Here is a 26816-nt window from a genome sequence, read left to right on the forward strand (position 1 = left end):
CGAATGACTCATTCGGGACCTCGGAGGTCCCGAATGAGTCATTCGCGGCACCGGCGACCGGACGCGGGTCAGGGGTTGAGGGCGAAGTACGCCGGCTTCGGGCGCAGGTTCTCGTCGAAGAGGCAGGCCGCCCCTTCGCCCGGGAAGACGTCCGGGACCCACGAGTGCCGGTCGGTGAACCCCCACGTCGTGAACTCGACGCACTTGCGGACCGCGTGGCAGCCGTCCCACAGCTGCCCGAAGTAGCTCGCCTGGGTGGCGAGCTTGGCCGGGTCGGCCGGGGTCGGGATCCGGACGTCCGCCTCGGTGACCGCGGTCTCCACGCCGATCTTGGCGAAGCGGGCCAGGTTCTCGCGGTACTGGCCGGGGAAGCCGTACTGGATCGACAGGTGCCCCTGGATGCCGACGCCGTCGATCGGCACGCCCTGCCGGCGCAGCGTCTTCACCAGGTCGTACACCGCGTCGCTCTTCGGGTTGATCCCTTCGATGTTGTAGTCGTTGATGTAGAGCTTCGCGTGCGGGTCGGCCGCGTGCGCCCAGCGGAAGACGTCGGCGACGAAGCCGTCGCCGAGCTTCTGCCGGAAGACCGTGTCACGCCGGGTGCCGTCCTCGTTGAAGATCTCGTTGACGACGTCCCAGGCGCGGATCTTTCCCTTGTACCGCTTGACTTCCGTGGTGATGTGGTCGCGCAGCACCCGGCGCAGCTCGTCGGCGGGCAGCGCGCCGACCCAGTCCGGGAGCTGGGAGTGCCAGACCAGCGTGTGCCCGCGGACGGTCTTGTGGTGTTGCTGCGCATACTTGACGATCGCGTCGGCGCCGGACCAGTCGTACTGGCCCCGCACGGCTTCGATCGTGCCCCACTTCATCTCGTTTTCCGGCGTCACGTTGTCGAATTCGCGGGTGAGCACCGCCCGGTAATCGGTTTCCGAAGCCAGGTACGTGGCGGCCACCGCGCTGCCGACGTAACGGTTCGTGGTGTATTGCAGCGGCACCGAGTGTGCCCCCGCCGAAGCGGCAGGGGCCTGCCACACGGCAATACCCATGACGGCGGCGACCGCGGCGACGGCCTGTTTCTTAGGAATTCTTCCCAGCATCTTCATCCTCCGCGAGACAATGGTGCTCCGAAACTTTCCAACCGTTTCAAATCAGGTTTCGATGACCTAGAATCTCCTCCATGACAACGAAGTCTGACGAGCTCGAGCCGACCGAGTCCCGGGTGACCATCGCCCGGATCGCCGCCGAGACCGGTGTCTCCGTCCCGACAGTTTCGAAAGTGTTGAACGGGCGTCCCGACGTCGCCGAAAGCACGCGCGCCCGCGTCGAAGCCGTCATCGGGAAATACGGGTACCGGCGCCGTGCCGACGAACGTTCCCGCCGTTCCCGGCTCCTGGAACTGATGTTCCACGAACTCGAAAGCACCTGGGCTCTTGAAATCATCCGCGGCGTCGAGTGCGTCGCCCGCGAAAACGGAATGGCGGTCGTGCTGGCGGAATCGTCGGGCCGGCACACGCCCGGGCAGAGCTGGCTGGAGAGCGTCCTCGCCCGGCGGCCGGTCGGCATCGTCTCGGTGTGCTCGGACTTCACCGGCGGGCAGCTGGCGAAGCTCCGGGCCCGGGACATCCCGCTGGTCGTGGTCGACCCGGCCGGTGCGCCGGGGCCGGAGACGCCCTCGATCGGGGCGACGAACTGGCAGGGCGGGCTGACGGCCACCCGGCACCTGATCGACCTGGGGCACCGCCGGATCGCGATGATCGGCGGCCCGGAGGGGGTGCTGTGCAGCCGGGCCCGGATCGACGGGTACCGCACGGCACTGGAGACGGCCGGCCTGGCCTTCGACCCGGCGCTGGTGCGCCGCGGCGACTTCCACGTCCGGGCCGGTTACCGGGAACTGGCTTCACTGCTCACCCTCCCGGACCGGCCGACGGCGGTGTTCGCCGGCAGCGACCTGCAGGCCCTCGGCGTGTACGAGGCGGCGCGCGACGCGGGGCTGCGCATCCCGGACGACCTTTCCGTGGTGGGCTTCGACGACCTGCCGATCGCCCGCTGGCTGACCCCGGAGCTGACGACGGTCCGCCAGCCCCTGCAGGAGATGGCGGCGGCCGGCGCCCGGCTGGCGATTTCGCTGGCCCGCGGGGTCGATCCGGAAAGCCACCGCCTGGAGCTGGCGACCAGCCTGGTCGTCCGGCACAGCACGGCGGCGCCGGCCCACCGGGGTTACCGGGTGCTGACGGGCGGCGCGAGCTGACGATCGCGGCTGCTCCACGGCCGGCGGGCGCGGCGCCGGTCGATCAGCGGCTTCCGGGCCCCGGAACTGTCGGTGCCCACCGGTAGAGTGGAATTCGGGGGGCGCCCCCGGCGGGCGGGCGCTCGAGCGGGCGTCCGGCAGGTTTCCCCACCGGCGCGGACCCGGGCCACTCCCGCTCACCACGGCCACCGTGTGCTCTCCGGCGGCCCCAGGTAACTCGGCCTCAGCCCGCCGGTGTCGATCACCAGCTTCTGCAGGACCACCGCCGGGTCGACCATCCAGAACTTCAGCACGTGCGGGCCCGCTGCCGCGATCGTGTGGCGCGTCGAGGTCAGGTTCACGTTGTCCGAAGTGGTCCGTTCCCACTGCCGGTTCATGGACGTGTCGTCCGCGCCCGTGGCCGTCGTGATGTTGACGACCTGCGGTTCCGCGTCGTCGAACGAGATCGCGTACCTCAGCCCGTCGCCCGGCAGCACGTTGCTGCGCGGGGACAGGTACGCCCACACCGTCACCGGCCCCGCCGTGAACAGCGTCGCCCGGTACTCCAGGCGCGGCCCCGTTCCCGGTGTGCGGCTCCCCGCCGTCACCGGGAACGGGGTCATCCCCGCGCCCGTCCGTCCGATGTCCGGGATGCGCCGCCAGGCGGCGTCCGCCGTCCCGACGGTGGCGCTGCAGTGCTCGGCCTCCATCGACACGTACCCGCCGGCCTCGACGAACCCGCGCCGCCACGACGGCGGCAGCGCCGGGTTGCGCACCACCGCGTCCACCACCACCGAACCGCCCGCGCCCGACACCGTGATCGGGACCGTCGTGGCGCCCTTCGGGGCCCGGGCCCAGTCGATCCGGACGGTCATCCGCAGCTCCTCGGTCACCCGGCCGCCGCGCGGCTCGATCAGCACCCACGGCGCTCCGGCGGAAACCGTGCAGCGGAACGGTTCCCGGCCGCGATTGAAGACGTCGACGTACTGCGGCGGCGCACTCTGGTACGGGCTGAACTCCGGCAGCACCGGACGCCCGGGCGCACCGGGCCACGCCTGCTCGGAGCCGTCGACGGCGACCCCCAGCGACGCCGCCGACGGCAGGTCGAGGCGTTTCACCGCCGGGAAGATCACATCCGGCAGGGCCACGTTGTCCTTCTCCGGCTGCTGCCACGGCGCGTTCGGCCCGTAGCGCTCGACGTCGCCGTAGTCGATGTGCGGCTGGGTTTGGAACCCCTGCCACTTCCCGCCCGCGATCCCGGTGTTGTACTTCTCCGCCAGCGCGAGGTCGTCGGCGAAGCGGGCCTCCGTGACGGCAGCGAGGCCGTTCGCCGAAGCGCGGCCCTGCGCGGCGTAGAGCAGGTTGGTGAATTCGGCGCGCCGCAGCGCGTACAGGTTCGCCGTCGCCTTCGTCGCGTAGAGCGCCAGCTCGTAGAAGGCGTCCCGGTAGGCCGCGGGCAGCCGCGTGGAGATCTTCTCGGCGCGGGCCGAGAGGTCCTGCCACTCCTGCGTGACCCGGTCCAGCTCGCGGTAGTTGACGCGGCTGAACGGCGTCATCTGGTCGTCGTAGGTGATCGTCCCGGCCGGGTCGACCGTGATCCGCCGGTTCAGCAGCTCCGGCTTGCGGCGGGACTGCAGGCGCCCGTAGTCGTGCAGCACCCCGGCGACCTCCCCGGCCAGGGCCGGACCGAAGTTCTCCGAAGCGAACGAGCGCTCCCAGGTGGACAGTCGCTCGACCGGCAGCGAAGCGGGGTCCCAGGCGTAGTCGAGGAAGAACTGCAGCGGCAGCTCGTTGCCCTTCATGTCCCCGACGTTGGCCACCCACAGCCGGTCGTTGCCGTAGGCAAACGCCTGGTGCAGCTGCTCCCAGGTGTTCGCCAGCAGCGCGGTGTCGACCCACTTGTAGTTGCGGCCGCCGCCGACGTAGTCGAAGTGGTAGTACAGCCCGTAGCCGCCGGGGTGCGGCGGCAGGGACAGGTCCGGCATCTTGCGGATGTTGCCCCAATTGTCGTCGGTGAACACGACGATGACGTCGTCCGGCGGGCGCAGGCCCTTCGCCCAGTACCGCTGGACTTCCTTGTAGAGCGTCCAGACCTGCGGGACGTCCGTCGAGAGCTCGCGCGCGAGGATCTCCCGCTCGGTGGCGATGATCTCGCGCATCAGCTCGATGCCGTCGCCGTCGGGCAGGCCGACGTCGCCGTTGCCGCGCATGCCGAGCGTGACGACGCCTTCGAAGTCCTCGCGGGCCATCCGGCGGATGCCGTCGGTCCAGTAGGCCTTGATCGCCTCGCCGTTGCGGCGGAAGCTCCACTCCCCCGTGCCGCCGTACGGGTCGTGGCCCGGCGTGGTGATGTTCCCGGCCGCGTCGCGGACCGCGGGTACCGCGTGCCGGTTCCACTCCTCGATCCCGCGCATCATCGGCGCCTCGTGCGAGGTGCCCATCACGATGCCGTACTCCTTGGCCGTCGCGTGGTTGAGCGGGTCGTCCTCGGCGAACGCCCGCCCCCACACCGCCGGCCACAGGTAGTTGGCCCGCAACCGGAGCATGGTCTCGAAGACCTTCGCGAAGAACAGGTGGTTGAAGCCGTTCGGGAACCCGGGCGCCTTGCCCGGGCCGAAGTAGGCCGGGGCCCAGGTGCCGAGCGCCGGGTTCTCGTCGTTGATGAAGAACCCGCGGTACTTCACGTGCGGGGTGCCGAGGCTGAACCGCTCGCCCGGCAGGTGCAGCTCCGCCTGCTTGCGCGGCGGCACGTCCGCCCACCAGTACCAGGGCGAGACGCCGATGCGCCGGGACACCTCGTAGACGCCGTAGATCACGCCGCGCTGATCGCTGCCGGTGAGCACGAGCCGGCCGTCGACGACCTGGCTCAGCGACGTCTCCCACTTCCCGGCGATCCCGGTGACGTCGAGCTTGCCCGCCGCGACCAGGTCGTCGACCAGCGGGCTGTGCCCCAGCGTGCCGACCACGACGACCGGGCCGTGCGCGGGCACGACGTCGGCCGACACCGCGGGCCGCACGCCGGTCACTCGCTCGATGTCGGCGGCCAGGTCGCCCACGACCCGCCGCACGCCGGGGAGGTCGCCCGAGCCGACCACGATCGTCGCGGCCTTCCCCCGTGCCACCAACGGGAAGCCGGTCCCGGCCTCGGCGAGGCCCGGCACGGTGACGGACCCCGCCGCTCCGGCCACGGCGAGTAGTTGCAGGAAGGCACGGCGGTGTACCTCGGACGGCACGGCAGACCTCCTGAGTCAGCCCTTCACGGATCCGGTCAGCCCGCCGACGATGCGCCGTTCGGCGAGCACGAAGAACGCGAGCGCCGGGATCGCCGACAGGGCGGTGAACGCGAGCACCCTGGCGGTGTCCTGGGAGAACTGGGACTGGAACATCGCGACGCCGAGCGGGAGCGTGAAGTGCCCGGAGTCGTTGAACACCAGCAGCGGCAGCAGGTAGGCGTTCCAGCTGGTGACGAAGGCCAGCACGGCGACCGTGGTCAGCGCGGGCGTCGACAGCGGCAGCAGGATCCGCCAGAAGAACCCGAGCCGGGTAGCGCCGTCGAGCACCGCCGCGTCCTCGATCTCGCCCGGGATCGCGTGCATGAACGGCCGCAGGATCACGATCGTCACCGGCAGCGAGAACGCCGCCTCGGGGATCGCCACCCCCCAGAAGCTCTCGAGCATGCCCAGCTGGCGCAGCCACAGGTACAGCGGCAGCGTCGCCACCGTCAGCGGGAACAGCAGACCGATGGTGAACAGCGTGTACAACGCCTCGCGGCCCTTGAACTGGTACCGCGACAAGGCGTACCCGGCCATCGACCCGAGCGCGACCGCGACCGCGGTCGCGATCACGGCGATCAGTGCGCTGTTGCCCAGGAACGTCCAGAACGCGCTCGAGCCCAGGACCGAGGCGTAGTTGTCGGTCACCCACGGGCCGGGCAGCCCGGCCGGATCGGTGTTGATCTGGGCGTTGGTGCGGAACCCGCCGAGCACGACGAACAGCAACGGCACGACCGTCACGCCGACGATGACGATCGCCGCGAGGTAGCCCATCGACAGGCCGAACTTGCCGGACCGCATCAGCCCACCATCCTGGTCAGGGCGCCCTGGGTGTCCCGGCGGAGCGCGAACCGCTGGTACAGCAGGGCGAACAGGAAGCAGATGACGAACAGGATCACCGCCACCGCCGAACCGAACCCGAACTCGTAGCGCTTGAAGCCGTGGTCGATCAGGTAGGTCGCCATCGTCGTCGAGGCGTTCGCCGGACCGCCGGTGGTCATGATCCAGACGATGTCGAACAGCTGGAGCGAGCCGATCACCGACAGGAAGATCCAGATCCGGATGGTCGGGCCGAGCAGCGGCAGCACCACGTGCCGGGTCGTCTGCCACGCCGACGCGCCGTCGAGCGCCGCGGCTTCGCGCAGTTCGGCGGGCACGCCCTGCAGGCCGGCGAGCAGCAGGATGATGCCGAAGCCGATGTACTTCCAGGTGATCACCGCGAACAGCGTGTAGAGCACGATGCCCGGGTCGGCCAGCCAGTTGTGGATCAGCCCGCCGAGCCCGGCGCTCTTGAGCACCTGGTCGGCGAAGCTGTTCGGCTGCAGCATGAGCGACCAGATGACCGCGGTGATCGCCTCGGACAGCACGTAGGGGGCGAACACCAGGGCGCGCAGCACGGCGCGGCCCTTCAGCTTCCGGTTGAGCAGCATCGCCAGCCCGATCGACAGCGGCAGCTGCACCACGATCGACAACCCGGCGATGATCAGGTTGTGCACGATGGCGCTCTGGAACACCGTGCCGCTGAACGCGTCGGCGTAGTTGTCGAAGCCCACGAAGTCGTCGAGCGCGCCGAAGCCGTTCCACTTGAACAGGCTGTAGAAGGCGGCGATCCCGATCGGCACCAGGACGAACCCGATGAACACCAGCAGGGCCGGCCCGAGCAGCACCACCAGCTCCAGGCGCTTACCGAGGCCGGAGCGTTTCGCCCGGGCGCGGACCGCCGGCGCGGGCGGCCGCGCCGCCGCCCGCGCCGGAGTCGTCGCCGTGGTCACTTGTTGCCCGCCGCGGCCTGGTTGACGGCGGTCACGATGCCTTCCGGGGTGCCCTGGCCGGCGAACATGTTGGCCACCGCGTCGTTCAGCGCGGCACCGACCGCCGTCGGGAACGCCCGGTCGAAGTACATCTGCACGTACGGCGCCTTCGTGCCGTAGTCGTTGACCTGCCGGAGCACGTCGGTCTTCAGCGACTTCGCGGCCGCGGCGTTCACGGGCAGGCCGGTCCCCTTCGCGGCGAGCTCGGTCTGCACCGGCTCGCTGACCAGGTACTGCAGGAAGGCCGTGCAAGCCTTGTACGCGCGGGTCGTGCAAGCGAAACCGTCACCGCCGCCGAGCGCGGCCGCCGGGTCGCCCTGCCCGCCCGCCACGGTCGGGAACGGGAACCAGCCGAGCTTCGAGTCCAGGTCCTTGTCCTCGGTCAGGGATGACATCGTGCCGGGCTCCCAGTCGCCCTGCAGTTCCATCGCGGCCTTGCCGTTGGCGACGAGGCCGGCGGAGCTGCCCGCGCCCTGCTGGGCGGGTGTGCCGGCGAACCCGGTCTGGAACGGTTCGGTGGCCAGGAAGTTCTTGAGGTCCTGCCCGGCTTTCGTCCAGCACGGGTCCTCGAGCTTGACCGCCTTCACCGACTGCTGGAGCACCGCGGTCGAGCATTCGCGGATGGCGAAGTAGTTGAAGTAGAAGGCATCCGGCCAGCGGTCCTTGCCGCCGACGGAGATCGGCGCGATGTTCTTGGCCTTCAGCGCGGTGACGGCGGCGTTCAGCTCGTCCATGGTCTTCGGCGGGGTGGTGATCCCCGCTTGCTGGAACAGGTCCTTCCGGTACCAGAAGCCGACGAAGTGCTGCGTGAACGGCACACCGTACTGCTTGCCGTCGACCTGCCACTTCTCGCCGAACTTGCCGGTGGCCTGCTCGATCCACGACTTCGTGTCGTCGGTGATGTCGGCGACCTTGCCCGAAGTGATCTGCCCGGACAGGTCGCCCGCGCCCCAGGACTGGTAGATGTCCGGCGGCTCGGGCGACTGCAGAGCAAGGGGCACCTTCGTGTTGAAGTCCTCGTTCTGCAGCGGCTGGGCCTTGATCGTGACGTCGGGGTGCGCCTTCTGGTAGTCGGCGACGACCTGGGCCCAGACCGACTTGATCGGGTCGGTGGTGCCGTTGTGCCACCAGGTCAAGGTGACCGGGCCGCTCGGCTGAGCGGGGGCTTCGCTCCCCCCGCTGCACGCGGAGAGCGCCAGCGGGGCAATGGCCGCGAGGGCGGCGAGAACGGTGATCCGGCGTTTCACAAACATCGTGGGTCCACTCCTGACAGCTTCGGCCGAGTTGGACGGGGCGGCTTCCGCGCCCGGGTTGGCGAAGAGTCTGCTCCCGGGACAAATGCCGTGTCAATCGTTGTCGATAACGTTTTCTATGGCTAGTCTGAGCCGATGCAGCCCAGTTCCAGGGTGACCATCCGTGACGTCGCCGCCCGGGCCGGCGTCTCGGTGGCCACGGTTTCGAAGGTGATCAACGAGCGCTACGGCGTCTCCGCCGCGACGCTCGCGCGAGTCCGCGCCGTGATCGAAGAGCTCGGTTACGAAGCGAGCCTGGTGGCGCAGAGCCTGAGAAACCACCGGACGAACGTCATCGGCATCCTGGTCGCCGACCTCGAACCGTTCTCGACCGAGCTGCTCAAGGGAGCCGCGGACGCCATCCGCGGCAGCGGCTTCGAACTCGTCGTCTACTCCGCGGGCGGGCGCACCGGAGATCCGGTGGGCTGGGAGAAGCGCTACCTCTCCCGGCTGAGCGGCACCCTCGTCGACGGCGCCGTGCTGGTCACCCCCGCCGTCTCGCTGGAAGCCGTGCCGGGCACGCCGGTCGTCGCCGTCGACCCGCACACCGGGCCGTCGCACCTGCCGACCATCGACTCGGACAACCTGCGCGGCGCCCAGCTGGCCACCGAGCACCTCCTCGACCTGGGCCACCGGCGGATCGCGTTCCTCGCCGGCCGGCCCGACCTGCAGTCGGCCGAACTGCGGAAGACCGGGTACCTGCGGGCCCTGACGGCGGCGGGCATCACGCCGGACGAGGACCTGATCCGGATCGGCGCCTACGACCCGGAGATCTCCGCGGCCTCGGCGCACGCCCTGCTGACCGGCCCGGACCGGCCGACCGCGGTGTTCGCCGCGAACGACATCTCCGCCATCGCGACCGTGGGCGCCGCCCGCGAACTCGGGCTCGCCGTGCCCGACGACCTTTCCGTGGTGGGCTTCGACAACGTGCCCGAGTCGGCGCTCTGCAGCCCGCCACTGACCACAGTGGACCAGCCGATCCGCGAGATGGGGCACCGGGCCATCCGGATGCTCATCGCGCTGATCAACGGCGACGAGGTCGAGCGGACCCACGTCACGCTCGACACCGGCCTGGTGGTGCGGCACTCCACCCGCGCCCTCCCCTGAACCTCCTCCTCACTCCTCCCCAGACGAAGGGCGGACCAGCCTTGACCACGCAGCCCACCACGGCCGGAGAGCCGTGGCGCGACCCCGCGGCCGACCCGGGCGAACGCGTCCGCGCCCTGATGGCCCGGATGACCCTGCGCGAGAAGCTCGCCCAGCTCTACGGGGTCTGGGTCGGCATCGACTCCGGCGGCGAAATGGCGCCGCACCAGCACGACTTCGTCGACGCGGCGGTCGACCTCGACGACCTGGTCCGGCACGGCATCGGGCAGCTGACCCGCGCGTTCGGCACCCGGCCGGTCGACCCGGTGATCGGCGCGCACAGCCTCGCGCGCACCCAGCGGCAGATCGTCACCAGCAGCCGGTTCGGCATTCCCGCAGTGGTGCACGAAGAGTGCTTGACCGGGCTGGCCGCGTGGCAGGCGACGATCTTCCCCGCCCCGCTGTCGTGGGGCGCGACCTTCGACCCGGACCTGATCCGCCGGATGGCGGAGAAGATCGGGCGGACCATGCGGGAGATCGGGGTGCACCAAGGCCTCGCGCCGGTCCTCGACGTGGCCCGCGACCTGCGCTGGGGGCGGGTCGAGGAGACCATCGGCGAGGACCCCTACCTGGTCGGGACGATCGGCAGCGCGTACGTCGCCGGGCTCGAATCGGCCGGCATCGTCGCCACGCTGAAGCACTTCGTCGGGTACTCCGCCTCGCGCGCCGGGCGCAACCTGGCCCCGGTTTCGGCCGGCCCGCGCGAAATCGCCGACGTCCTGCTCCCGCCGTTCGAACAGGCCCTGCGGGCCGGCGCCCGGTCGGTGATGAACACCTATACCGACGTCGACGGCGTGCCGGGGGCCGCCGACCCGGCCCTGCTGACCGATCTGCTGCGGGACACCTACGGCTTCGACGGCACGGTGGTCGCCGACTACTTCTCGGTGGCGTTCCTGCACCGCCTGCACGGTGTCGCGGCCGACCGCGCCGACGCCGCCCGGCAGGCGCTCACCGCGGGCATCGACGTCGAGCTGCCGACCATGGACTGCTACGGCGAGCCGCTGCTCGCCGCGGTGGAAGGGGGCGCGGTCGATGTCGCCGCCGTCGACCGCGCCCTCGAACGCGTGCTGCGCCAGAAGTGCGAACTCGGCCTGCTCGACGCGGACTGGGCACCCGAGGTCCCCGAGGAGATCGACCTCGACGACGCCGAATCGCGGGCGCTGGCCCGCGAGGTCGCCGAGCGGTCCATCGTGCTGCTGCACAACGACGGCACGCTTCCGCTCTCCCCCGGCACCCGCGTCGCCGTGGTCGGGCCGCGCGCGGACACCCCCGGCGCGATGCTCGGCTGCTACTCGTTCCCGCTGCACGTCGGCGTCCACCACCCCGACGTCCCGTTCGGGGTCTCGGTGCCGACCGTGCTCGAGGCGCTGAGCTCCACCTACGACGTGACCTACGCACTGGGCTGCCCGGTCACCGGTGGCGACGACGACGGGATCGCGCAGGCCGTGGCCGCGTGCGAGGACGCGGCGGTGTGCGTGGCCGTGCTGGGCGACCGCGCCGGGCTGTTCGGCGGCGGGACGTCCGGCGAAGGCTGCGACGCGGCGGACCTGCGGCTACCGGGCCGCCAGGAGGAACTCCTGGACGCGCTGCTCGACACGGGCAAGCCGGTGGTCGTCGTGCTGCTCTCGGGACGGCCGTACGAACTGTCCCGCCAGCTGCCGCGGCTGGCCGCGGTCGTCTGCGGCTTCTACCCCGGCGAAGAAGGCGCGGGCGCGCTGGCCGACGTCCTCAGCGGCCGGCTCGACCCGGCCGGCCGGCTGCCGGTGAGCTTCCCCGCGGCCGGGGCGAGCCAGCCCTCGACCTACCTGGCCGCGCCGCTCGGCCGGCGCAGCGAAGTGTCCACAGTGGATCCTTCGCCGCTGTTCCCGTTCGGGCACGGGCTGTCCTACGCACCGGTGACCTGGCTCGACGTCAGCGCGACGGGCTCGCTGTGGCCGACCGACGGCGTCTGCCGGGTCCGGGTGACGCTGCGCAACGAGCACGGGCGCGAGGCCTCCGAAGTCGTCCAGGTCTACCTGCACGACCCGGTGGCCGAGGTGGCCCGGCCGGAGCGCCAGCTCATCGCGGCCCGCCGGGTTTCCCTGCCCCCGGGCGAAACCTGTGTCCTGGAGATCGCCCTGCACGCCGACCTGACGTCCTACACCGGCCGCGCGCGGCAGCGCCAGGTCGACCCCGGCGATGTCGAGCTGCGGGTGGGCACGTCGAGCGAGCAGATCGTCACGACCCTGCACTGCACGCTGACCGGGGCACGCCGCGTCGTCGGCGCGGACCGGGTCCTGACCCCGGAGTTCTCGTTGTGAAACGTCCTTTGGTGATCTTCTGCCTGGCCGTGCTCACCGTGCTCTTCGTCGGCGCTTCCGGCCGCCCGGCACCGTCGGGCTGGGTGGCGACGTGGACGTCGATGCCCCAGCTGACCGAGCCGGGCAACCTGCCGCCGGCGCCCTTCACCGGCACCGACCGCGTGCTCGACAACGCATCCCTGCGCGAGACGGCGCAGGTGACGGTGGGCGGCCCGCGGATCCGGCTGCGGTTCTCCAACGCCTTCGGCGGGGCGCCGCTGCCGCTGACCGCGGTGTCGGTGGCGCGCCCGGTCGCCGGCGCGGCGGGCGTCTCCTCCGTGGTGCCGGGCAGCGTCCTCCCGGTGACCTTCCACGGCAAGCCGTCGACCACGGTGCCGCAGGGCGCGCAGGTCGTGTCGGACCCGCTGCCGTTCCCGGTGCGGTCGCTGGAGAACATCGCGGTGACGGCGTACCTGGCGCACGGCCAGGCCTCGACGTCGATCACCTCGCACCCGGGCTCGCGCACGACGTCGTACCTCCTTTCCGGCAACCACGTCTCCGACCTCGAACTGCCGGGCGCGACCCCGGTCGACCACTGGTACTTCCTCAGCGGCATCGAGGTGCTGTCCCCGGCGTCCGCGGTGGCGGTGATCGGCGACTCGATCTCCGACGGCCGCGGCTCGACGACCAACGGCAACGACCGCTGGCCGAACGTCCTCGCCGCGCGCCTGCACGGGGTGTCCGTGGTGAACCAGGCGGCGGGCGGCAACCGCGTCCTGCAGGACGGCCTCGGCCCGAACGTGCTGGCCCGCCTCGACCGCGATCTGCTGTCCACCAGCGGGGTTTCCTGGGCCATCGTGTTCGAGGGCGTCAACGACATCGGCACGGCCACCCCGGCGGCCGCCGCCGACGTTGCCGCGCAGCTGATCGACGCCTACGACCAGATCCTCGTCCGCGCCCACGCCCAGGACATCCAGGTGTACGGCGCAACGATCACGCCGTTCGGCGGCAACACCGGCTACGACGACCCGGCCCGGGAAGAAGCCCGTCAGCGCGTGAACGCGTGGATCCGCCAGCCGGGCCACTTCGACGCGCTGCTGGACTTCGACAAGGTGGCCCGCGACCCGGCGAAGCCGTCCCAGCTGCTGCCCGCCTACGACGTCGGCGACCACCTGCACCTCAACCCGGCGGGCTACCAGGCCCTCGGTTCCAGCGTTCCGGCCGGCCTTTTCCGGAATGACCGGTAGAAATGGTCAAGGGCCAAAAAGAAGACAATTCCAGGACGTAATTCCCGCCGCGTGATCACCGACCGCCGAACGCGGCCTGACGGACGGTGATCGGCCGGATATCTGTTGGGACACAAGCGAGTCTCGAAGACGGGGGCCCGTGACGCACGTCACGGGCCGTCCCCTAACATGTCGCCCGTCTGCTGTCCCCACAGGTAGTCGTCGCTCCCGGAAAGGGAAAACATGTCCGACGTCATCAACAGCATCTTCGGCCGCCCCAAGAACGAAACCGCCGGCGCGGGCGGGTACTCCTACGGCACGGTCGAGCCCGCCCCGGAGGTCGCCGAAAGCGCTCCCGAGACCGACGAGGCGACGGTCGTCGAGGAGGCGGATTCCGCAGCCGAGAACGAAGCCGCCGCGGAAACCGCCGAAGACGAAGCCGCTGACAGCGACCAGGCCGAGTCCGCCGAGGAGTCCGAAGCCGACGCGGCCGAGGCCGACGAGAGCGACGAGGACGTCACCGGGACCGACGAGGAGGCGGCCGCCGAGGACACCGAAGGGGACGACACCGACTCGGACGGCGACTCGGACGCGGTCGAGGACGCCGCCGAAGCCGAGCCGGTCGCGGAGACCGAGCCGGTGGCCGAGACCGTTGCGGCTGAGCCGGTTTCGGAGACTGTTGTAGTCGAGCCGGTGGCCGAGACCGTCGAGGCCGAGCCGGTGGCGGAGACCGAGCCGGTGGCCGAAGCCGCCCCGGTCGTGCCGGCCGCGGAGACCGAAGCGGCCGCGGCCCGGCCCGCCGCGGGCAGCCGCGGCAGCACCACGATCGCCGACGGCGTCGTCGGCAAGATCGTCGTGCGGATCGCCGCGCAGACCGAAGGCGTGCACAGCGTCGCCGAGGACGGCATCACGGTCGAGCTCGCCGACGACGTCGCCTGGGTCACCATCCCCGTGGTGGTCGAGTTCGGCCACGCGGTCAAGGCGCTGGGCGAGCAGATCCGCGTCGCGGTGATCGACGCGGTCGAGCAGTACCTGGGCCTCGACGTCGAGGTCGTCGACGTCCACGTCACCGACATCCACTTCCCCGAAGCGGACTGATCCCCGCGGTGCCCGGTCCCGGACGCGGGACCGGGCCCCCGGAGCGGCCGCCCGGCTCCCCCGCCGGGGTGAAGCGTTCCGATCACGCCGCCCCGGGGACTCCGGCGTTCCTCCGCCCGATTGCGTACGGGCATCACGCTGCCACTCGTTCGTGTGGGTCACCGCGGCCGCGCTTCACCGGAAGCGGGCTCCGTGGTCACGCGAAGTCGATCTTCCCGGCTCGGTAAAGGTTTTCTCGGCCCCTGCCGCCGTTATCGGACCGGTACCCCCGGGCGCTGTTACCGTTCCGCCGCCCTGGTCGGCGTCCCCACCCACGCCTCGGCCAAGGCCACTCCCGGGCGGCTTTCCGTTGCCGTCCGGCACTTCCGGAGAAAAGGCGACAGTTGACCCCGCTGAACCACCCCGGCGCGCCCGCGCCGGAAACGCCCGACTGGCACGTCACCGCGTTCCGCGCACCGCAGCCGGGCGAAGACGGCCACCCGCTGCTCGACGCCGTCCGCGCGCTGCGTGCCCGCATCCTGTTCGACCACGGCCGCCGTCCGGCGTTCCTCCGCCCGGACGGCACCCACACCGACGACCAGGAGCTGGACTTCGGCGCCTGGCACTTCATCGCGCGGCGCAGCCCCGGCGGCCCGCCGCTGGGGTACATCCGCCTGTCCACACCGGACTCGGGCGTGCTGTTCCAGTCCCGCGGCTTCCTCGGCGACGAGCGCTACGAGGAACTCCTGGCGGCCGAGGGCTTCGCCGCCGGGGAGGTGTTCGAGCACAGCAGGCTCGTCGTCGAGCACCGCGCCCGCAAGCTCGGTCTCGGGCTCCACCTCAACGCGCTGGCGATCGGCGCGGCCCACCACCTGGGCGCCCGGGCGATGATCGGCACCTCCGGCACGAAGGACGGCCAGGACCGGTTCCACGAACGGTTCGGGTTCCGGCCCGTCACCGGCACCCGCCGGTACGTCCCGCAGTACACCGAAGACGTCGTGATCATGCTGCACCGCGTCGCCGACGGCGGCGGGCGGCACCACGACCTGGTCACCCGGCTGCGCGACGAATTCCCGGTCATCGCGGCGGCGGGCGCGGCCCCGCTGCTGCCGGCGCCGCCGGTGCGCCGCGCGGCACCGGTCACCCCGTCCGGCACCGCCTCGCCCGACCGGAAGACGTACCGGCCGGTCCTGCACACCGCCGCCGACGCCGGGGCGCTGCTCGCGTCCGGGAACGTCCGCGAACTGCACGACACGATCGACGACCAGCTCACCGAGCTGGTCCGCAGCCGCGAACCGGCGTGCCGCGACAGCGGCGAAATCGAACGGAAGAAGCGGGAGCAGCTGGACGGCGCGCCGCTGTGGGAGTACGGCACGTGGGCGTGGTACCCGTGGTCGGGGCGGCTGGTGCACCTCCTGCCGCGCGAGGAGTTCCGGCTGGTCCGCACCGACCGCAACCGGGGCCGCATCGAACGGCCCGACCAGCGGCGGCTGTTCGGCAAGCGGATCGGCGTCATCGGCCTGTCGGTCGGCAACAGCGCGGCGCTGACGTTGGCGCTCGAAGGCATCGGCGGGGCGTTCCGGCTCGCCGACTTCGACGACTTCGGCTTGTCCAACCTGAACCGGTTGCGCGGCGGGGTGCACGAACTCGGCGTCAACAAGGCGGTGCTGTCGGCCCGGCAGCTGGCCGAGATCGACCCGTACCTCGACGTCGAAATCGAACCGGCCGGGCTGACCCCGGAGACCATCGAGCGGTTCTTCGCCGGTGGTCTCGACCTCCTCGTCGAAGAGTGCGACACGCCGTGGGTGAAGGTCGCGGCCCGCGAGTACGCACGCGACCTCGGCATCCCGGTCGTGATGGACTGCAACGACCGCGGCATGCTCGACGTCGAGCGCTTCGACCGCGAGCCCGACCGGCCCCTGCTGCACGGACTGCTCGGCGACGTGAAGTCGGTCGATCTGCTGGACCTGGCGCCGGCGGCCAGGACCGAGCTGATCCTGGCCATGGTGGACGCGGGCCGGATCAGCCCGGAGCTGGCGGCGTCGTTCGGCGAACTGGGCCGCACGCTGAGCAGCTGGCCCCAGCTCGCGTCCGGGGTGGCCCTCGGCGGCGCGTTGTGCGGCGAGGCCGCCCGCCGCATCCTGCTGGGCCTGCCGTGCGAGTCCGGCCGCTTCTACACCGATCTCGAACAGCAGCTGCACCCGTCGCGCAACGTCTACGCGGGCGGGACGGCGTGAGCGCGCTGGCCGTTCCGCTGGCGATCACGGGCACCGGCGTGCACCTGCCGCCGGAGGTCGTCACCAACGCCGAACTGACGGCGACGCTGGACACCTCGGACGAGTGGATCGTCGGCCGCACCGGGATCCGGACCCGCCGCCGCCTGGCCGCGGACCGCACGACCTCGGACATGTGCGCGGCCGCCGCCCGCCCGGCGCTCATGGCGGCCGGCGTCTCCGCCCGCGACGTCGATGCGGTCATCGTCGGGACGTACACCCCCGACCAGCCGTTGCCCTCGACGGCGCTGATCGTCAAGGAGCTGCTGGGCGCCGACCGGGCCCTCGCCCTCGACATCACCCAGGCGGCGTGCGCCAACGGGGTCCAGGCCCTGTTCCTGGCCGCGCACCTGCTGCAGACCTCGGCGGCCCGCACGGTCCTGGTGGTGGCGGCGGACTGCGCGTCCCGCGTGACGGACCCGGCGGACCGCACGACGAGGGTGTTCTTCGGCGACGCGGCGGGAGCGGCGGTCCTCACCCGGGCCGCCCCGGGCGCCGGCCTGCTGGGCTGGGACTTCGGCGCGGAACTGTCCTACGAGGTGGAGATCCCGGCGCCCGGCGCCTACCTGAAGATGAACGGCCGGGCGGTGTGGGACACGGCGACGCGCTGCCTGCCGGACAGCATCCTGCGCGCGCTGGACGACGCGCACGTGCCGGTGGACGAGGTCACGCACTTCTTCCTGCACCAGGCGAACCTGAACATCCTGAAGGCGGCGCTGGACAAACTGGGCGTGTCCCGGTCCCGTGCCCCGATCACGGTGGACAGCCTGGGCAACACGGGATCGGCGGGGGTGTTCACGGCCCTGCACGCCCGGTTCGCCACGGGCGAGGTGCGTCCGGGCGACACGTACGTGGTGTCGTCCATCGGCGCCGGCTTCCAGTGGGGCACGTTGTGCTTCCGCCACGGCTGAGCTGAGGGTGGCTCCGGCTCCGCGCCGGAGCCACCCGCGTCACCGGACCCGGTAGCGCAGGTGGAGGACGTCCTGGTCTTCGAGGCGCCGGACGAGCTCGAGTTCCGCCTTGGTGCCGTCGAACAACCGCCGTCCCTCGCCGAGGAGCACCGGGACGACGTGGAGTTCCAGCTCGTCCAGCAAACCCGCGGCCAGCAACGCCTGCGCGGCCCCGGCCCCGTGCACCATCACCGCGCGATCGCCCGCCGCGGTGCGGGCTTCCTCCGCCGCGGCGGTGACGTCGGTGAAGAACCGCGCGCTGCCCGGTGGGGTGTCGGCGGGATCGATGTGGTGGGTCAGCACGTGGATCGGCACCCCGTCGTGGTGGTCGCCGCCCCACCGGCCGGCCAGCTCGAAGGTCCGCCGGCCGGAGATGAGCGCGCCGGTCGCCAGTGCCTCCCGGTAGATCTGCGCGCTGGCGCCGTCCCCATGCCGGTGGTCCAGCCAGTCGAACAGCCGGCCACCACCGCGCCCCAGCTCCTGACCGGGCCGATCATCCGGCCCGGCCACGAAGCCGTCGAGGGACATGGTCATGTAGAGGCGGATCATCGGGAACTCCTCGGGTCGGTTTCACTACCGACGCGTCGAACGAGCCCCGTCCGGATCGACAGCCCGCGCGATCACCTCCTCCAGGCGCAGCGGGCTGGCCGGGTGGTGGGACAGGCACAGCGGGGTCGCCACCTGGCGGAACCCGAACGCCTCCCCCGCCACGTAGAACTGCGCTCGCTCGAGCCGCGAGATGTCCGCGACCGGACTGCCCTTCGCGCGGGCCAGCTCGTTGGCGGCCGCGATCTGGGCCGGGCTGTTGAGCCGGCCGAAGAACTGCGTCATCGCGTTGCCGACCACCTGGTTGTGCAGCCCTTTGGGGGCCTGGGTGGCGAACAGCAGGCCGAGGCCGTACTTGCGGGCCTGGGAGGCGAGGACGATCGTGCTGCGGGTGCTCGCCGTGAGACTCCCCGACGACGCCAGCGTCTGGGCTTCGTCCATGACGAACAGCGCGCCCAGGGGCCGGTCGCCCGCGGGGCGGCGTTTGATCCAGGCGAACAGTTCCATCTGCAGCTGGTTGACGAAGTTCTGCCGCTGTTCTTCGGCGGGCAGCCCGACGAAGCTGATCACGGAGACGCGAGCCCGTTTTCCCTCGGCCGGGGTGAGCAGCGTGCCCGGATCGACGGGCTCGCCACCACCGGCGAACAGTGGATCGTTGACCATCGCGGCCTTGAGCACTTCCGCCAGGTCGGCGGCGATCCGCTTGGCGTCGTTGAGGGTGCTGACGTCCTCGGGCAGGTCGGACAGGAGCCCGACGAGGTCCGGCAGGCTGCGCGACCCGGTCCGCGCGTGGTGGACGACGGCCTGCCGGAGCACCGCGAGCCCGATATCGGCCTTCGCGGTGCTCCCGGTGAGGCGCGCCTGCGGGGCCAGCGTCGCCACCGCCACCTCGACGGCGGCGGTGAACTCGTCGGTGTCGTCGAGAACCCCGGCGAAGTCGGGCAGGGGCCGGAAGGCCAGCGGCCGCCCGGTCGCCCGCCCCGGCGTCCAGACGACGACGTCGGTCTCGGCGAGGTACTGCTTGGCGAGCTCGGCGTCACCGTTCCGCCAGCCACCCGGCGGCTCGGGCCAGGCGTCCCCGAGGCGCGCGAGGTCGTTGTTGGGGTCCAGGACGATCGCCGAGACGCCGAGGAGGGCGCATTCCTCGATGATCCGCCGCAGCAGCACGGTTTTCCCGGATCCCGAACCGGCGAAGACGGCGGCGTGCTTGCGCAGGGCGGAGAGTTCGATCCGCACGGGCTCTCCGGAGCCGACGACGGTCCCGAGTGTGATCTCCCCTTCGGCGGGCGGCGGGTGGGTGGCTTCACCGGGCTGTTTTTCGCCCGGCTTCTCGGGCAAGACGGCGGACAGCAGCTCGGACCGGCTGGCGGGCCGCCGGTCGAACAGCCACTCGTGCAGTTCGCGGCCACCGTTGCCGAGCATCTTCTGCAGCGCCCAGAAGGTCCGCACGTCGGCGTCGGACAGCCGGATCGTCCGGCCGCCGGCGGCCGTGAACTTCTCGACCTCTTCGCGGGTCTTGGCCCCGCGTCCCCAGGCGTCCCGGAGGATGACGAGGTGCCGGTTGTCCACGCCCTGGCGCTGTCCCGCCTCTGAACGCGCCTTACGGAACCTGCTCAGCGCCGCCCGCGGGTCGCGGGCCGCGATCGCCCGGAACACCCAGTGCTCCTGCAGGTCCGCGGTTTCGTCGAGGGTCCGGGTCAGCCAGGCGTGCACCTCACTCAGCCCGGCCTGGCGCTCACAGGACCACTCCATGTCGTCGTCGCCGACCTCGGTGACCCAGCACCGCAGGGCGGCCGACAGCAGCCCCGGCATCATCCGGTCCACGATCGACTCGCCGAGCAGCTTCCCGGGATCGACTTCCGCTTGCAGCTTCTCGAACTCGGCGTCCAGCTCGGCGAACCGGTCGTTCTCGACCTCGGTGCGCATGGGCGCGACCGGCACCGGAGCCTTCTCGTCGAAGGAGGTGAGCTCCCGGACCTGCCCGGCCCGCAGGCACCCGTCGATGTGGGCGCCGATGCGCTTGAGCAGTTCCCGGGGGGTCCATTGTTCCCAGGGACCCTCGAACGCCACCGGCGCCACCGGCCAGGTCGGGTGCGGCGGGGTGAAGCCCATCGACTCGTACGCCACCCCGAGCCGCTTCTCCACCAGCGCCCGGCCCAGTGCGGCAGCGGTGATCCGGCCCAGCGTCACCGTTTCCCGGAAGCGGTCGGGGACGGTGCCCGCCGCCTTCGACCGGATCTGTTCCCAGGTGGACGGCAGGCAGGCCAGTACGGTGAGGGTCTTGTGGGTGACTTCGCGCAGCCCCATCAGCCCGTCGGCGATCTGCGCCACGAGCAGATCGTCGCCGACGCCATCCCCCAGCATGCCCTGCTTCGACCGCGCGACCAGCGTGTCGAGCTGGTCGACGGCGATCACGACCGGCCCGGTCAGAGCGAGCAGCCGCGTGATCTCCTGGACGAGGACCCGGGCGGGCTTCGGCCGCGAGTAGATGTTCCACTGCCGGGCTTCGGAGGTCAGTTCGGTGTCGCCGTCGAGGTAGTCCTCGCCGATGTACTTGGCGCCGCGGTCCCGGCTCGCGATGAGCACGAGGGCCCGCGCGGTGTCCCCGCATTCGTCGGCGACCACCTCGTTCAGCGACGCGACCCCGTCGACGAAGGCCTCCACGTCCTCGGCGGTCAGCCCGCGGCCGCGCCGGATCCTCGCCTCGACTTCGACGTCGACGTGGGCGCGAAGGCACACCCTGAGCAGGAATCGCCGCAGTTGCGACTCTCCCGAGTCGTCCGGCCGGGCCAGCCCGCGGCGCAGCGCCTCGGCCGTGTTCTCCCAGAACGCCTCGGCCGCGGTGACGTCGTCGAGGAAGAAGTACCCTCGCGCGCGGTGGACCTGGCGCCGGACGAGACCGAGCAGGTGGGTCTTGCCGACTCCCTTCAGCCCGCGCATGACGAGCCCGATCGGACTGGGCCCGTCACTGGCGACGGCATCGCGGATGCCCGTGTCGAGGGCGGCGAGCGCCTCGGCGTGCAGGCCGTCCACGTGGTAGGGAGAGTCCCGCCAGACGTGGTCGGGGGTGTCCGCCCAGTCGAAGCTCAGCGTCGCGAGTGCTTTGAGCTCGTCCATGATCACGCCTCGAACGAAACGAAGTGGTTGTCTTCGCCGCCGATGCGGATCGCCGCCTCGTGGTCGGCCGGCTTGAGGGCCTTGCGGTTGTCCTCCGGGACCAGGTGCACCTTCCCGGTGCGGCTCAGTTCCTTGAGCACCGCATCGACTTCCGCGGCCGGCGCGCCGAGTTTCGGCCGCAGGTCGACCAGCCCGACCCAGCCGCGCGGCTCCTTCACGAGTTCGCGGTAGGCGACCCGGATGCGGGTTTCGAGGTCTTCGACCGGTTCGGGCGCCGTCGGCGCCCCGAAAATGTCGGCCAGGTGCAGGTTCCGATGGCGGCGGAACTCGTCGAAGCCACCGAGGACGAGGTACAGCACCGAGCAGAGGGTGCTCTGCGGCCGGGGCGGCGGTGGGGTCTTCGCCCCGAGCTCCTTCTCGCACCAGGCCCAGCCGCGGTCGGTCAGCTCGTGGACGAACGGACGGCCGACCTGCTCACTGGTGATGTACCCGGCGTCTTTCAGCTGCGTGCGTTCCTTGCCGGTGAGGGTGAACCCCACCAGCTCCTTCAGCTCCGGATTGGGTACTTCGCGGCCCAGGACCATCAGCGTGAACATCGCCGCGGTCTGTTTGTGTCCCAAGCGGTCGGTCATCCGACATCCTTCCGGTGATTCGCCTTCGTCGCGGTCTGGGCGAGCGTGCGCAGCAGCAAGTCGATCGACCCGCGGGTGTGCGCGAGGATCGGCGTTTGGACGCCGGCCCGGGAACGGGGCCTGGCCGCCGCCGCCAGGTCCGCGGCCAATTCGCTCAGGTGGCGGTCGTCGCCCGCTTCGGCCGTCGCCTGCAGGTCCGCCACCAGCTCTTCGACCAGGCCCCAGCGGGATGGGCTCAGCCGTGCTCCGCGGACCTGGGCGAGGAGTGCCGGAAGCGGGGAATCGTCGTCCGCCTGCGGGGGCCCGCCGCGGAGCTGGGCGACCAGGTCCTGGGCGACGCCGGCCGGGCCACGGGCGCCGAGGCGCAGGTAGCGGAGGTTGCCCACGTACCCGGAGAGTCCGGCGGCCTCGGTGCCCGGCGTCAGGATCGGGATCACGCGGCGGTCCTGGCCGAGCGACCGCTGCAGGAAGAGCTCGACTTCGGCCTGCTGCCAGCGGCTCACCTTGCCGTCGACGATCAGGCACAGGTGCCGGGCGTCGTCCTCGGTCCGTTCCAGCAGCGACTGGTCGCCCGACAGCGACTTCACCGCCCGGACGCCCAGCTTCCCCAGTTCCGCGATCAGCTCGCCGCCGGGCTGGACGAACGGCCGCGGGATGCTGACCCGCAGTTCGTGCTTGAACTTCCGATGGCTCGCGCGCACGGCCGCCACGTAGGCATCGCGGTTCTCCGCCAGCAGTTCCGTGCGGTCGAGGCGGTAGGCGATCACCGCCGCCACGGTTTCGAGGGCGAAGCCGATCTGGTCCGCGCTCGGCGTCTTCTCCGACAGCACCGGCAATTGCTCGCCGAAACTCCAGTACGACACGTACGGCAGCGTCAGGTGCCGCGACATCGTCTCCGGTGCGACACCCTGGTCGAGCCACGCCCGGTACAGCTCGGCCGTCTCCGCGACGACCGTCTTCCGCCACTCCTCCGACCGGCCGTACTCCTCCCGGCTGTCGAAGCGCGACAGGACCGGCAGCACCGTTAGCCGCGAGCGGTCGTAGGGCAGCAGGTTCCGCGCCTCGTCCGCGCGTCCGGCGAGGTCCATCGCCCCGCGGATGCTCTGCTGGTTCGCCGTGAACAGCACCACGAGGTGGTCCGGCAGGTGCGCGGTGCAGATGCTGCCGATGTCGGAGATCCCGGTGCGGCTGTCGATGAGCACGAAGTCGTAGTCGTTCGTCCACTGCTCGCGGCACTTCTCGAGGTATTCGCCGAACCCCTCGTCGTACAGGCCTTCCCAGTCGATCGCCTGGACCTGCCCGATGTAGCCGTCGTCCTCGCGCCCGGCGGCGATGAAGTCGAGCGCGCCGGCCCTCCGCAGTCTCAGCACGTGGGCTTCCGGGGCGAACCGGCCTTCCCGGAAGCCGGTGACGAGGTCCACCACGCCGCCGCGGGGCTTGCCGGGCAGCCGCGGCCGGAAGTAGTCGCCGAGGCCGGGGGCTTCCAGGTCCCAGTCCAGGCAGAGCACCCGGTGCCCCCAGCGGGCGAGCAGCACGGCGATGTTGGCCAACGTGAAGCTGCGGCCGACGCCGCCCTTGTAGGAGTAGAAGGTGAACACCGACCCCGGCATCCGTCAGAACCTCGGCATCCGCGCCGTGGGGGACGGCTCGGGAGCCGGGGTGTGCACCGGCCAGTCCTCCCGCCAGTCCGGCGCCCGTTCGATGAGTTCCTCGAGCTCGTCGGCGATCTCGGTGATCTTGCGGTTGAAGTCGAGGTACGCCGGCGCGGCCTGGAAGTGTTCGAAGGGGTGGTTCCACTGCTGCAGGTCACGCATGCGCCGCTCGTGGGCCCACCCCGGGAAGTTCCGGGAATCGCAGAAGATCACCGGGTAGATCAGCGGCCGCGTGCGCGTGGTCAGCGCTTCCCGCTTGGCCATGGAATGCCACTCGGCCAGGCACCATTCGTCCCGGAAGTACTTGGGTGAGCACACCGGCACCAGCACCCGGGTGCGCAGCAACGCGGTGCGCACCTCCCCCGCCCAGCTCGCGCCGGTGCGGACCTGGTCGTCGCAGAAAATCCGGACGTCCCGGTAGAAGTTGTTGTCGAGCACTTCGGCCAGCCGGGGCCGGAAATGATTCTTCACCCACGCCGAAATGTCCCGGCCGGCGCGTTGATAGCTGATGAACACGTCGTACTCGTACACGCGTGCCTTCGCTCCTTCACCGCTCCCCACCAGGCAACGGCCCATCCTAGGCCGGTCCCGCACGCTGCGAGAAGGCTCGAAACCGGACAGAAAGATGCCAATACCTGGCCACCGGCGGACAATGTCGCCGCCCGCTCCGAAAAGCTTGACAAACGCACATGTGACCGATAAATGACAGGGCAGCTTCCCGAATGGCCGATCAGTGGAATCGGTTATTCACCGACTCGACGCGAAGGGGCGCCAATGCCCGACCGTTCCGCGCCCCGGGTGTTCGTGACCTACTCGCACGACACCCCGGAGCACAAGGAACTCGTGCACCGGTTCGCGGCGTTCCTGCGCACGCAGATCGGCCTGGACGTGCACCTCGACGCATGGTACGACTCCGTGCGCCGGGATTGGTCGTTGTGGGCCACGGAAAACCTCGAAAAGGCGGACTTCATCCTGGTCATCGCCTCCCCCGACTACAAGCGCCGCGCCGACGGCACCGCGCTGCCCCACGAAGGGCGGGGCGCCCAGTTCGAGGCGGCGATCATCCGGGACAACCTGACCCGGGACCTGCGTCGCCAGACCGAACGGGTGCTGCCGGTCGTGCTGCCCGGCCGCTCGATCGACGAGATCCCGTCCTTCCTCAACGCCCACTCGACGACCCGGTACGAGGTCTCCGAATTCACGCCGGCCGGCGTGGCCGACCTGCTGACGGCGATCACCGGGCAGGGCCAGTATCCGATGCCCCGGCGCGGCGCCTGGCTGGGCGGGGCCCGCGAGGAACGGCACGTTCCGGTTGGCGAGCTGCCGTGGCTGTGCGCCAGCAACGGCGTGAAACGCGCGGCCGCGGACATCGGCGGCGTGCGCTACGAACAGAGCATCGTCTTGCGGCCGGGTTCGCCGTCGGTCACCGGCCCGGGGTTCGTCGAACTGGACCTCGGCGGCAACTACCGGCGGTTCACCACCGTCGCCGGGGTGCTCGACGACGCCGCGGACGCGTTCCAGGTCGGCCGGGTCCGCGTGGTGCTCGACGGGACCCCGCGGTCCGAACACGACGTCTCGGCCGGGAAACCCGCCGTCATCGACCTGGAGGTGACCGGCGCCCGCCTGTTGCGGGTGGAGCTGTCCCGGCCGCAACAGGCGTCACCGCTTCGTTCCGCGGCCGTCGTCGTCACCCCGCGGAACGCCCGGCCACCCGAGCTGGGTCTGGGCGATCCGACCGTGACCTGACGCGGCACGTCTCGAGGTCCACCTCGCGCAACGCCGCGCCCACGCCCGCCAGGGCTACCGCGTTCATCGACAGCGACGTCACGCCCAGCCCCACCAGTACCGGCGCCAGCGTCGGGTCCGCCGCCGCCTCGCCGCACACCCCCACCGGTTTGCCCGCCTCCGCTCCGGCCCGCGTGACCATTCCCACCAGGCGCAGCAACGCCGGCTGGTGCGGGTCGTTCAACGCCGCCACCGCGCCCAGCTGGCGGTCCGCCGCGAACACGTACTGGGCCAGGTCGTTCGTTCCCAGCGAGACGAAGTCGACCTCCGCGAGAATCTCCTGCGCGCACAACGCCGCCGCCGGGATCTCGATCATCACGCCCACCCGGGTGATCCCCGCCGCGCGGGCGCGCGTGGCGAACCACGCCGCCTCCGCCGCCGTGGCCACCATCGGGACCATCACCGACAGCTCCACCCCTGTGTCCCCGGCCGCCGCCGCGATCGCCGACAGCTGGCGGTCCAGCAGGTCCGGGCGGTCGAAGGCCACGCGCAGGCCGCGGACACCCAATGCCGGGTTGGGTTCCTCGCCCATCGGCAGGAACGCCAGCGGCTTGTCGGACCCCGCGTCCAGCGTGCGGACGACGACCGGCTGGCCCGCGAACGGGGCCAGCACCGCCGCGTACGCCGCCCGCTGCTCGGCCTCCGTCGGCTCGGAAGCCGCGGTGAGGTAACAGAATTCGGTGCGGAACAGCCCGACACCCTCGGCGCCGGCCGCGGCCGCAGCCGAGGCGTCCGCCGCCGAGCCCACGTTGGCCAGCAGCTTGACGCGGTGGCCGTCGGCGAGGCGGCCGATGCCGTCCCACTCCGGGCGGGACGTCCGGGCCGGCGCCCGGACCGTGCCGTCCGACGGCGTCACCGTGCCCGCCGTCCCGTCGACCGCGAGGCCCGGGCTGTCCAGCTCCAGCACTCCGGCGCACGCCACCACGGCGGGAATGCCCAGCGCCCGGGCCAGGATCGCGGTGTGGCTCGTCGGGCCGCCTTCCGCCGTCACCAGCGCCAGGACCAGGTCGGGGTCGAGGCCGGCCGTGTCGGCCGGGGCGAGGTCGCGGGCCACCAGGACGCTCGGCGACGTCAGGTCGGGCACGCCGGGCGGGGCCACGCCGAGCAGGGCCGCGATGATCCGGTCTCGGACGTCGGCGACGTCCCGGGCGCGTTCGGCCAGGTAGCCGCCCGCGGCCTGCAGCGCCGTCATGAACTCCCCCGCCGCTTCCCACACGGCCCGCGTCGCCGGAAGTGAGCGTGTGCGGACGAGCTTCTCGGCGGACGCGGTCAACGCCGGGTCGGCGGCCATCGCGGCCGTCGTTGCCAGCACCGATCGGGCATCTCCGGACACGGAACGGGCACGATCGGACAACGCGGCCGCCACCGAAGCCGCTGCCTGCCCGATCTTGCCCGCTTCGGCTTCGAGATCCGCCGGAGCGGGTGTGGAAGCGGGTTCGGGCAGGTCAGCGGCCACGAGGACGCGCGGGCCGTCGACCCGGCCAGGGCTCACTCCGACTCCGGACAGCGGCATTGCAGGACCTCCAGGAGCAAA

General features: G+C 71.4%; 19 protein-coding genes. 8 read left to right on the forward strand and 11 right to left on the reverse strand.

All coding sequences use genetic code 11. From position 1 onward, the window contains the following. Positions 1-68 precede the first annotated feature (68 nt). Positions 69-1094 carry an endo-1,4-beta-xylanase gene (locus ACWDN5_RS17440; RefSeq protein WP_449677031.1) on the reverse strand — a complete coding sequence of 342 codons (1026 nt, stop codon included), beginning with the start codon at positions 1092-1094 and terminating at the stop codon, positions 69-71. Between the two features lie 80 nt (positions 1095-1174). On the opposite strand from ACWDN5_RS17440, the gene ACWDN5_RS17445 reads away from it, so the two are divergent. Further along, positions 1175-2245, forward strand: coding sequence for a LacI family DNA-binding transcriptional regulator (locus ACWDN5_RS17445; protein WP_310972848.1), 1071 nt, complete (start codon positions 1175-1177; stop codon positions 2243-2245). A gap of 176 nt (positions 2246-2421) precedes the next feature. Here the strand turns inward: ACWDN5_RS17445 and ACWDN5_RS17450 are convergent, their stop codons facing one another. From ACWDN5_RS17450 to ACWDN5_RS17465, 4 genes are read right to left on the reverse strand one after another with little or no spacing between them, the layout of a single operon-like run. Beyond that, positions 2422-5457 carry a glycosyl hydrolase 115 family protein gene (locus tag ACWDN5_RS17450; protein WP_449677032.1) on the reverse strand — a complete coding sequence of 1012 codons (3036 nt, stop codon included), beginning with the start codon at positions 5455-5457 and terminating at the stop codon, positions 2422-2424. Between the two features lie 15 nt (positions 5458-5472). Next, on the reverse strand, positions 5473-6297 hold the full coding sequence (locus ACWDN5_RS17455; protein WP_449677033.1) for a carbohydrate ABC transporter permease: 825 nt from the start codon (positions 6295-6297) through the stop codon (positions 5473-5475). Next, on the reverse strand, positions 6297-7268 hold the full coding sequence (locus ACWDN5_RS17460; protein ID WP_310972851.1) for a carbohydrate ABC transporter permease: 972 nt from the start codon (positions 7266-7268) through the stop codon (positions 6297-6299). The genes ACWDN5_RS17455 and ACWDN5_RS17460 overlap by 1 nt, the downstream gene beginning before the upstream one ends. Next, positions 7265-8560 carry an extracellular solute-binding protein gene (locus ACWDN5_RS17465; RefSeq protein WP_310972852.1) on the reverse strand — a complete coding sequence of 432 codons (1296 nt, stop codon included), beginning with the start codon at positions 8558-8560 and terminating at the stop codon, positions 7265-7267. The genes ACWDN5_RS17460 and ACWDN5_RS17465 overlap by 4 nt, the downstream gene beginning before the upstream one ends. Positions 8561-8695: 135 nt before the next feature. Between ACWDN5_RS17465 and ACWDN5_RS17470 the strand changes: the two genes are divergently transcribed. The 6 genes from ACWDN5_RS17470 to ACWDN5_RS17495 all read left to right on the forward strand — a co-directional run bounded on the left by ACWDN5_RS17470 (position 8696) and on the right by ACWDN5_RS17495 (position 17511). Then, entirely contained in the window at positions 8696-9706 is a 1011-nt protein-coding gene (locus ACWDN5_RS17470) for a LacI family DNA-binding transcriptional regulator (RefSeq protein ID WP_310972853.1), read from the forward strand. Positions 9707-9747: 41 nt separating this feature from the next. Then, positions 9748-12045 (forward strand): beta-xylosidase/alpha-l-arabinosidase, encoded by a 2298-nt coding sequence (locus ACWDN5_RS17475; RefSeq protein WP_449677034.1) that lies wholly within the window; start codon positions 9748-9750, stop codon positions 12043-12045. Continuing rightward, positions 12042-13271: an SGNH/GDSL hydrolase family protein gene (locus tag ACWDN5_RS17480; protein WP_449677035.1), complete on the forward strand. Its 1230-nt coding sequence runs from the start codon at positions 12042-12044 to the stop codon at positions 13269-13271. Before ACWDN5_RS17475 ends, ACWDN5_RS17480 begins: the two co-directional genes overlap by 4 nt. Before the next feature lie 222 nt (positions 13272-13493). After that, positions 13494-14348: an Asp23/Gls24 family envelope stress response protein gene (locus tag ACWDN5_RS17485; protein ID WP_449677036.1), complete on the forward strand. Its 855-nt coding sequence runs from the start codon at positions 13494-13496 to the stop codon at positions 14346-14348. 383 nt (positions 14349-14731) lie between these two features. Beyond that, a complete protein-coding gene (locus tag ACWDN5_RS17490) occupies positions 14732-16564 on the forward strand; it encodes a ThiF family adenylyltransferase (protein WP_449677037.1) in 1833 nt (610 codons plus the stop codon). Next, positions 16561-17511 carry a 3-oxoacyl-ACP synthase III family protein gene (locus ACWDN5_RS17495; protein ID WP_449677038.1) on the forward strand — a complete coding sequence of 317 codons (951 nt, stop codon included), beginning with the start codon at positions 16561-16563 and terminating at the stop codon, positions 17509-17511. Before ACWDN5_RS17490 ends, ACWDN5_RS17495 begins: the two co-directional genes overlap by 4 nt. Positions 17512-17550: 39 nt before the next feature. Here ACWDN5_RS17495 and ACWDN5_RS17500 read toward each other — a convergent pair whose 3' ends face one another. From ACWDN5_RS17500 to ACWDN5_RS17520, 5 genes are read right to left on the reverse strand one after another with little or no spacing between them, the layout of a single operon-like run. After that, positions 17551-18099, reverse strand: a complete 549-nt coding sequence (locus ACWDN5_RS17500; RefSeq protein ID WP_310972859.1) for a dihydrofolate reductase family protein — start codon at positions 18097-18099, stop codon at positions 17551-17553. Positions 18100-18123: 24 nt separating this feature from the next. Further along, positions 18124-21213: an ATP-binding protein gene (locus ACWDN5_RS17505; protein WP_449677039.1), complete on the reverse strand. Its 3090-nt coding sequence runs from the start codon at positions 21211-21213 to the stop codon at positions 18124-18126. A gap of 2 nt (positions 21214-21215) precedes the next feature. Further along, a complete protein-coding gene (locus ACWDN5_RS17510) occupies positions 21216-21845 on the reverse strand; it encodes a hypothetical protein (RefSeq protein WP_449677040.1) in 630 nt (209 codons plus the stop codon). After that, on the reverse strand, positions 21842-23455 hold the full coding sequence (locus tag ACWDN5_RS17515) for a CATRA system-associated protein (protein ID WP_449677041.1): 1614 nt from the start codon (positions 23453-23455) through the stop codon (positions 21842-21844). Before ACWDN5_RS17515 ends, ACWDN5_RS17510 begins: the two co-directional genes overlap by 4 nt. Before the next feature lie 3 nt (positions 23456-23458). Further along, positions 23459-24028: a TIR domain-containing protein gene (locus ACWDN5_RS17520; RefSeq protein WP_449677042.1), complete on the reverse strand. Its 570-nt coding sequence runs from the start codon at positions 24026-24028 to the stop codon at positions 23459-23461. Positions 24029-24271: 243 nt separating this feature from the next. Between ACWDN5_RS17520 and ACWDN5_RS17525 the strand changes: the two genes are divergently transcribed. Continuing rightward, positions 24272-25243, forward strand: coding sequence for an SEFIR domain-containing protein (locus ACWDN5_RS17525; RefSeq protein WP_449677043.1), 972 nt, complete (start codon positions 24272-24274; stop codon positions 25241-25243). Here ACWDN5_RS17525 and ptsP read toward each other — a convergent pair. After that, the gene (gene ptsP / locus ACWDN5_RS17530; RefSeq protein WP_449677044.1) at positions 25185-26795 is read right to left on the reverse strand and encodes a phosphoenolpyruvate--protein phosphotransferase; all 1611 of its coding nucleotides are present in this window, start codon (positions 26793-26795) and stop codon (positions 25185-25187) included. The two genes, ACWDN5_RS17525 and ptsP, sit on opposite strands and share 59 nt — an antisense overlap. Between the last annotated feature and the right edge of the window lie 21 nt (positions 26796-26816).

Source organism: Amycolatopsis sp. NPDC003731 (assembly GCF_053586895.1).

Excerpts from the sequence above, each read along its gene's own strand:
- ACWDN5_RS17440 (WP_449677031.1), bottom strand. The coding sequence starts at position 1,094 with ATGCTGGGAAGAATTCCTAAGAAACAGGCCGTCGCCGCGGTCGCCGCC.
- ACWDN5_RS17445 (WP_310972848.1), top strand. The coding sequence starts at position 1,175 with ATGACAACGAAGTCTGACGAGCTCGAGCCGACCGAGTCCCGGGTGACC.
- ACWDN5_RS17455 (WP_449677033.1), bottom strand. The coding sequence starts at position 6,297 with ATGCGGTCCGGCAAGTTCGGCCTGTCGATGGGCTACCTCGCGGCGATC.
- ACWDN5_RS17465 (WP_310972852.1), bottom strand. The coding sequence starts at position 8,560 with ATGTTTGTGAAACGCCGGATCACCGTTCTCGCCGCCCTCGCGGCCATT.
- ACWDN5_RS17470 (WP_310972853.1), top strand. The coding sequence starts at position 8,696 with ATGCAGCCCAGTTCCAGGGTGACCATCCGTGACGTCGCCGCCCGGGCC.
- ACWDN5_RS17485 (WP_449677036.1), top strand. The coding sequence starts at position 13,494 with ATGTCCGACGTCATCAACAGCATCTTCGGCCGCCCCAAGAACGAAACC.
- ACWDN5_RS17500 (WP_310972859.1), bottom strand. The coding sequence starts at position 18,099 with ATGATCCGCCTCTACATGACCATGTCCCTCGACGGCTTCGTGGCCGGG.
- ACWDN5_RS17505 (WP_449677039.1), bottom strand. The coding sequence starts at position 21,213 with ATGGACGAGCTCAAAGCACTCGCGACGCTGAGCTTCGACTGGGCGGAC.
- ACWDN5_RS17510 (WP_449677040.1), bottom strand. The coding sequence starts at position 21,845 with ATGACCGACCGCTTGGGACACAAACAGACCGCGGCGATGTTCACGCTG.
- ACWDN5_RS17515 (WP_449677041.1), bottom strand. The coding sequence starts at position 23,455 with ATGCCGGGGTCGGTGTTCACCTTCTACTCCTACAAGGGCGGCGTCGGC.
- ACWDN5_RS17525 (WP_449677043.1), top strand. The coding sequence starts at position 24,272 with ATGCCCGACCGTTCCGCGCCCCGGGTGTTCGTGACCTACTCGCACGAC.
- ptsP (WP_449677044.1), bottom strand. The coding sequence starts at position 26,795 with ATGCCGCTGTCCGGAGTCGGAGTGAGCCCTGGCCGGGTCGACGGCCCG.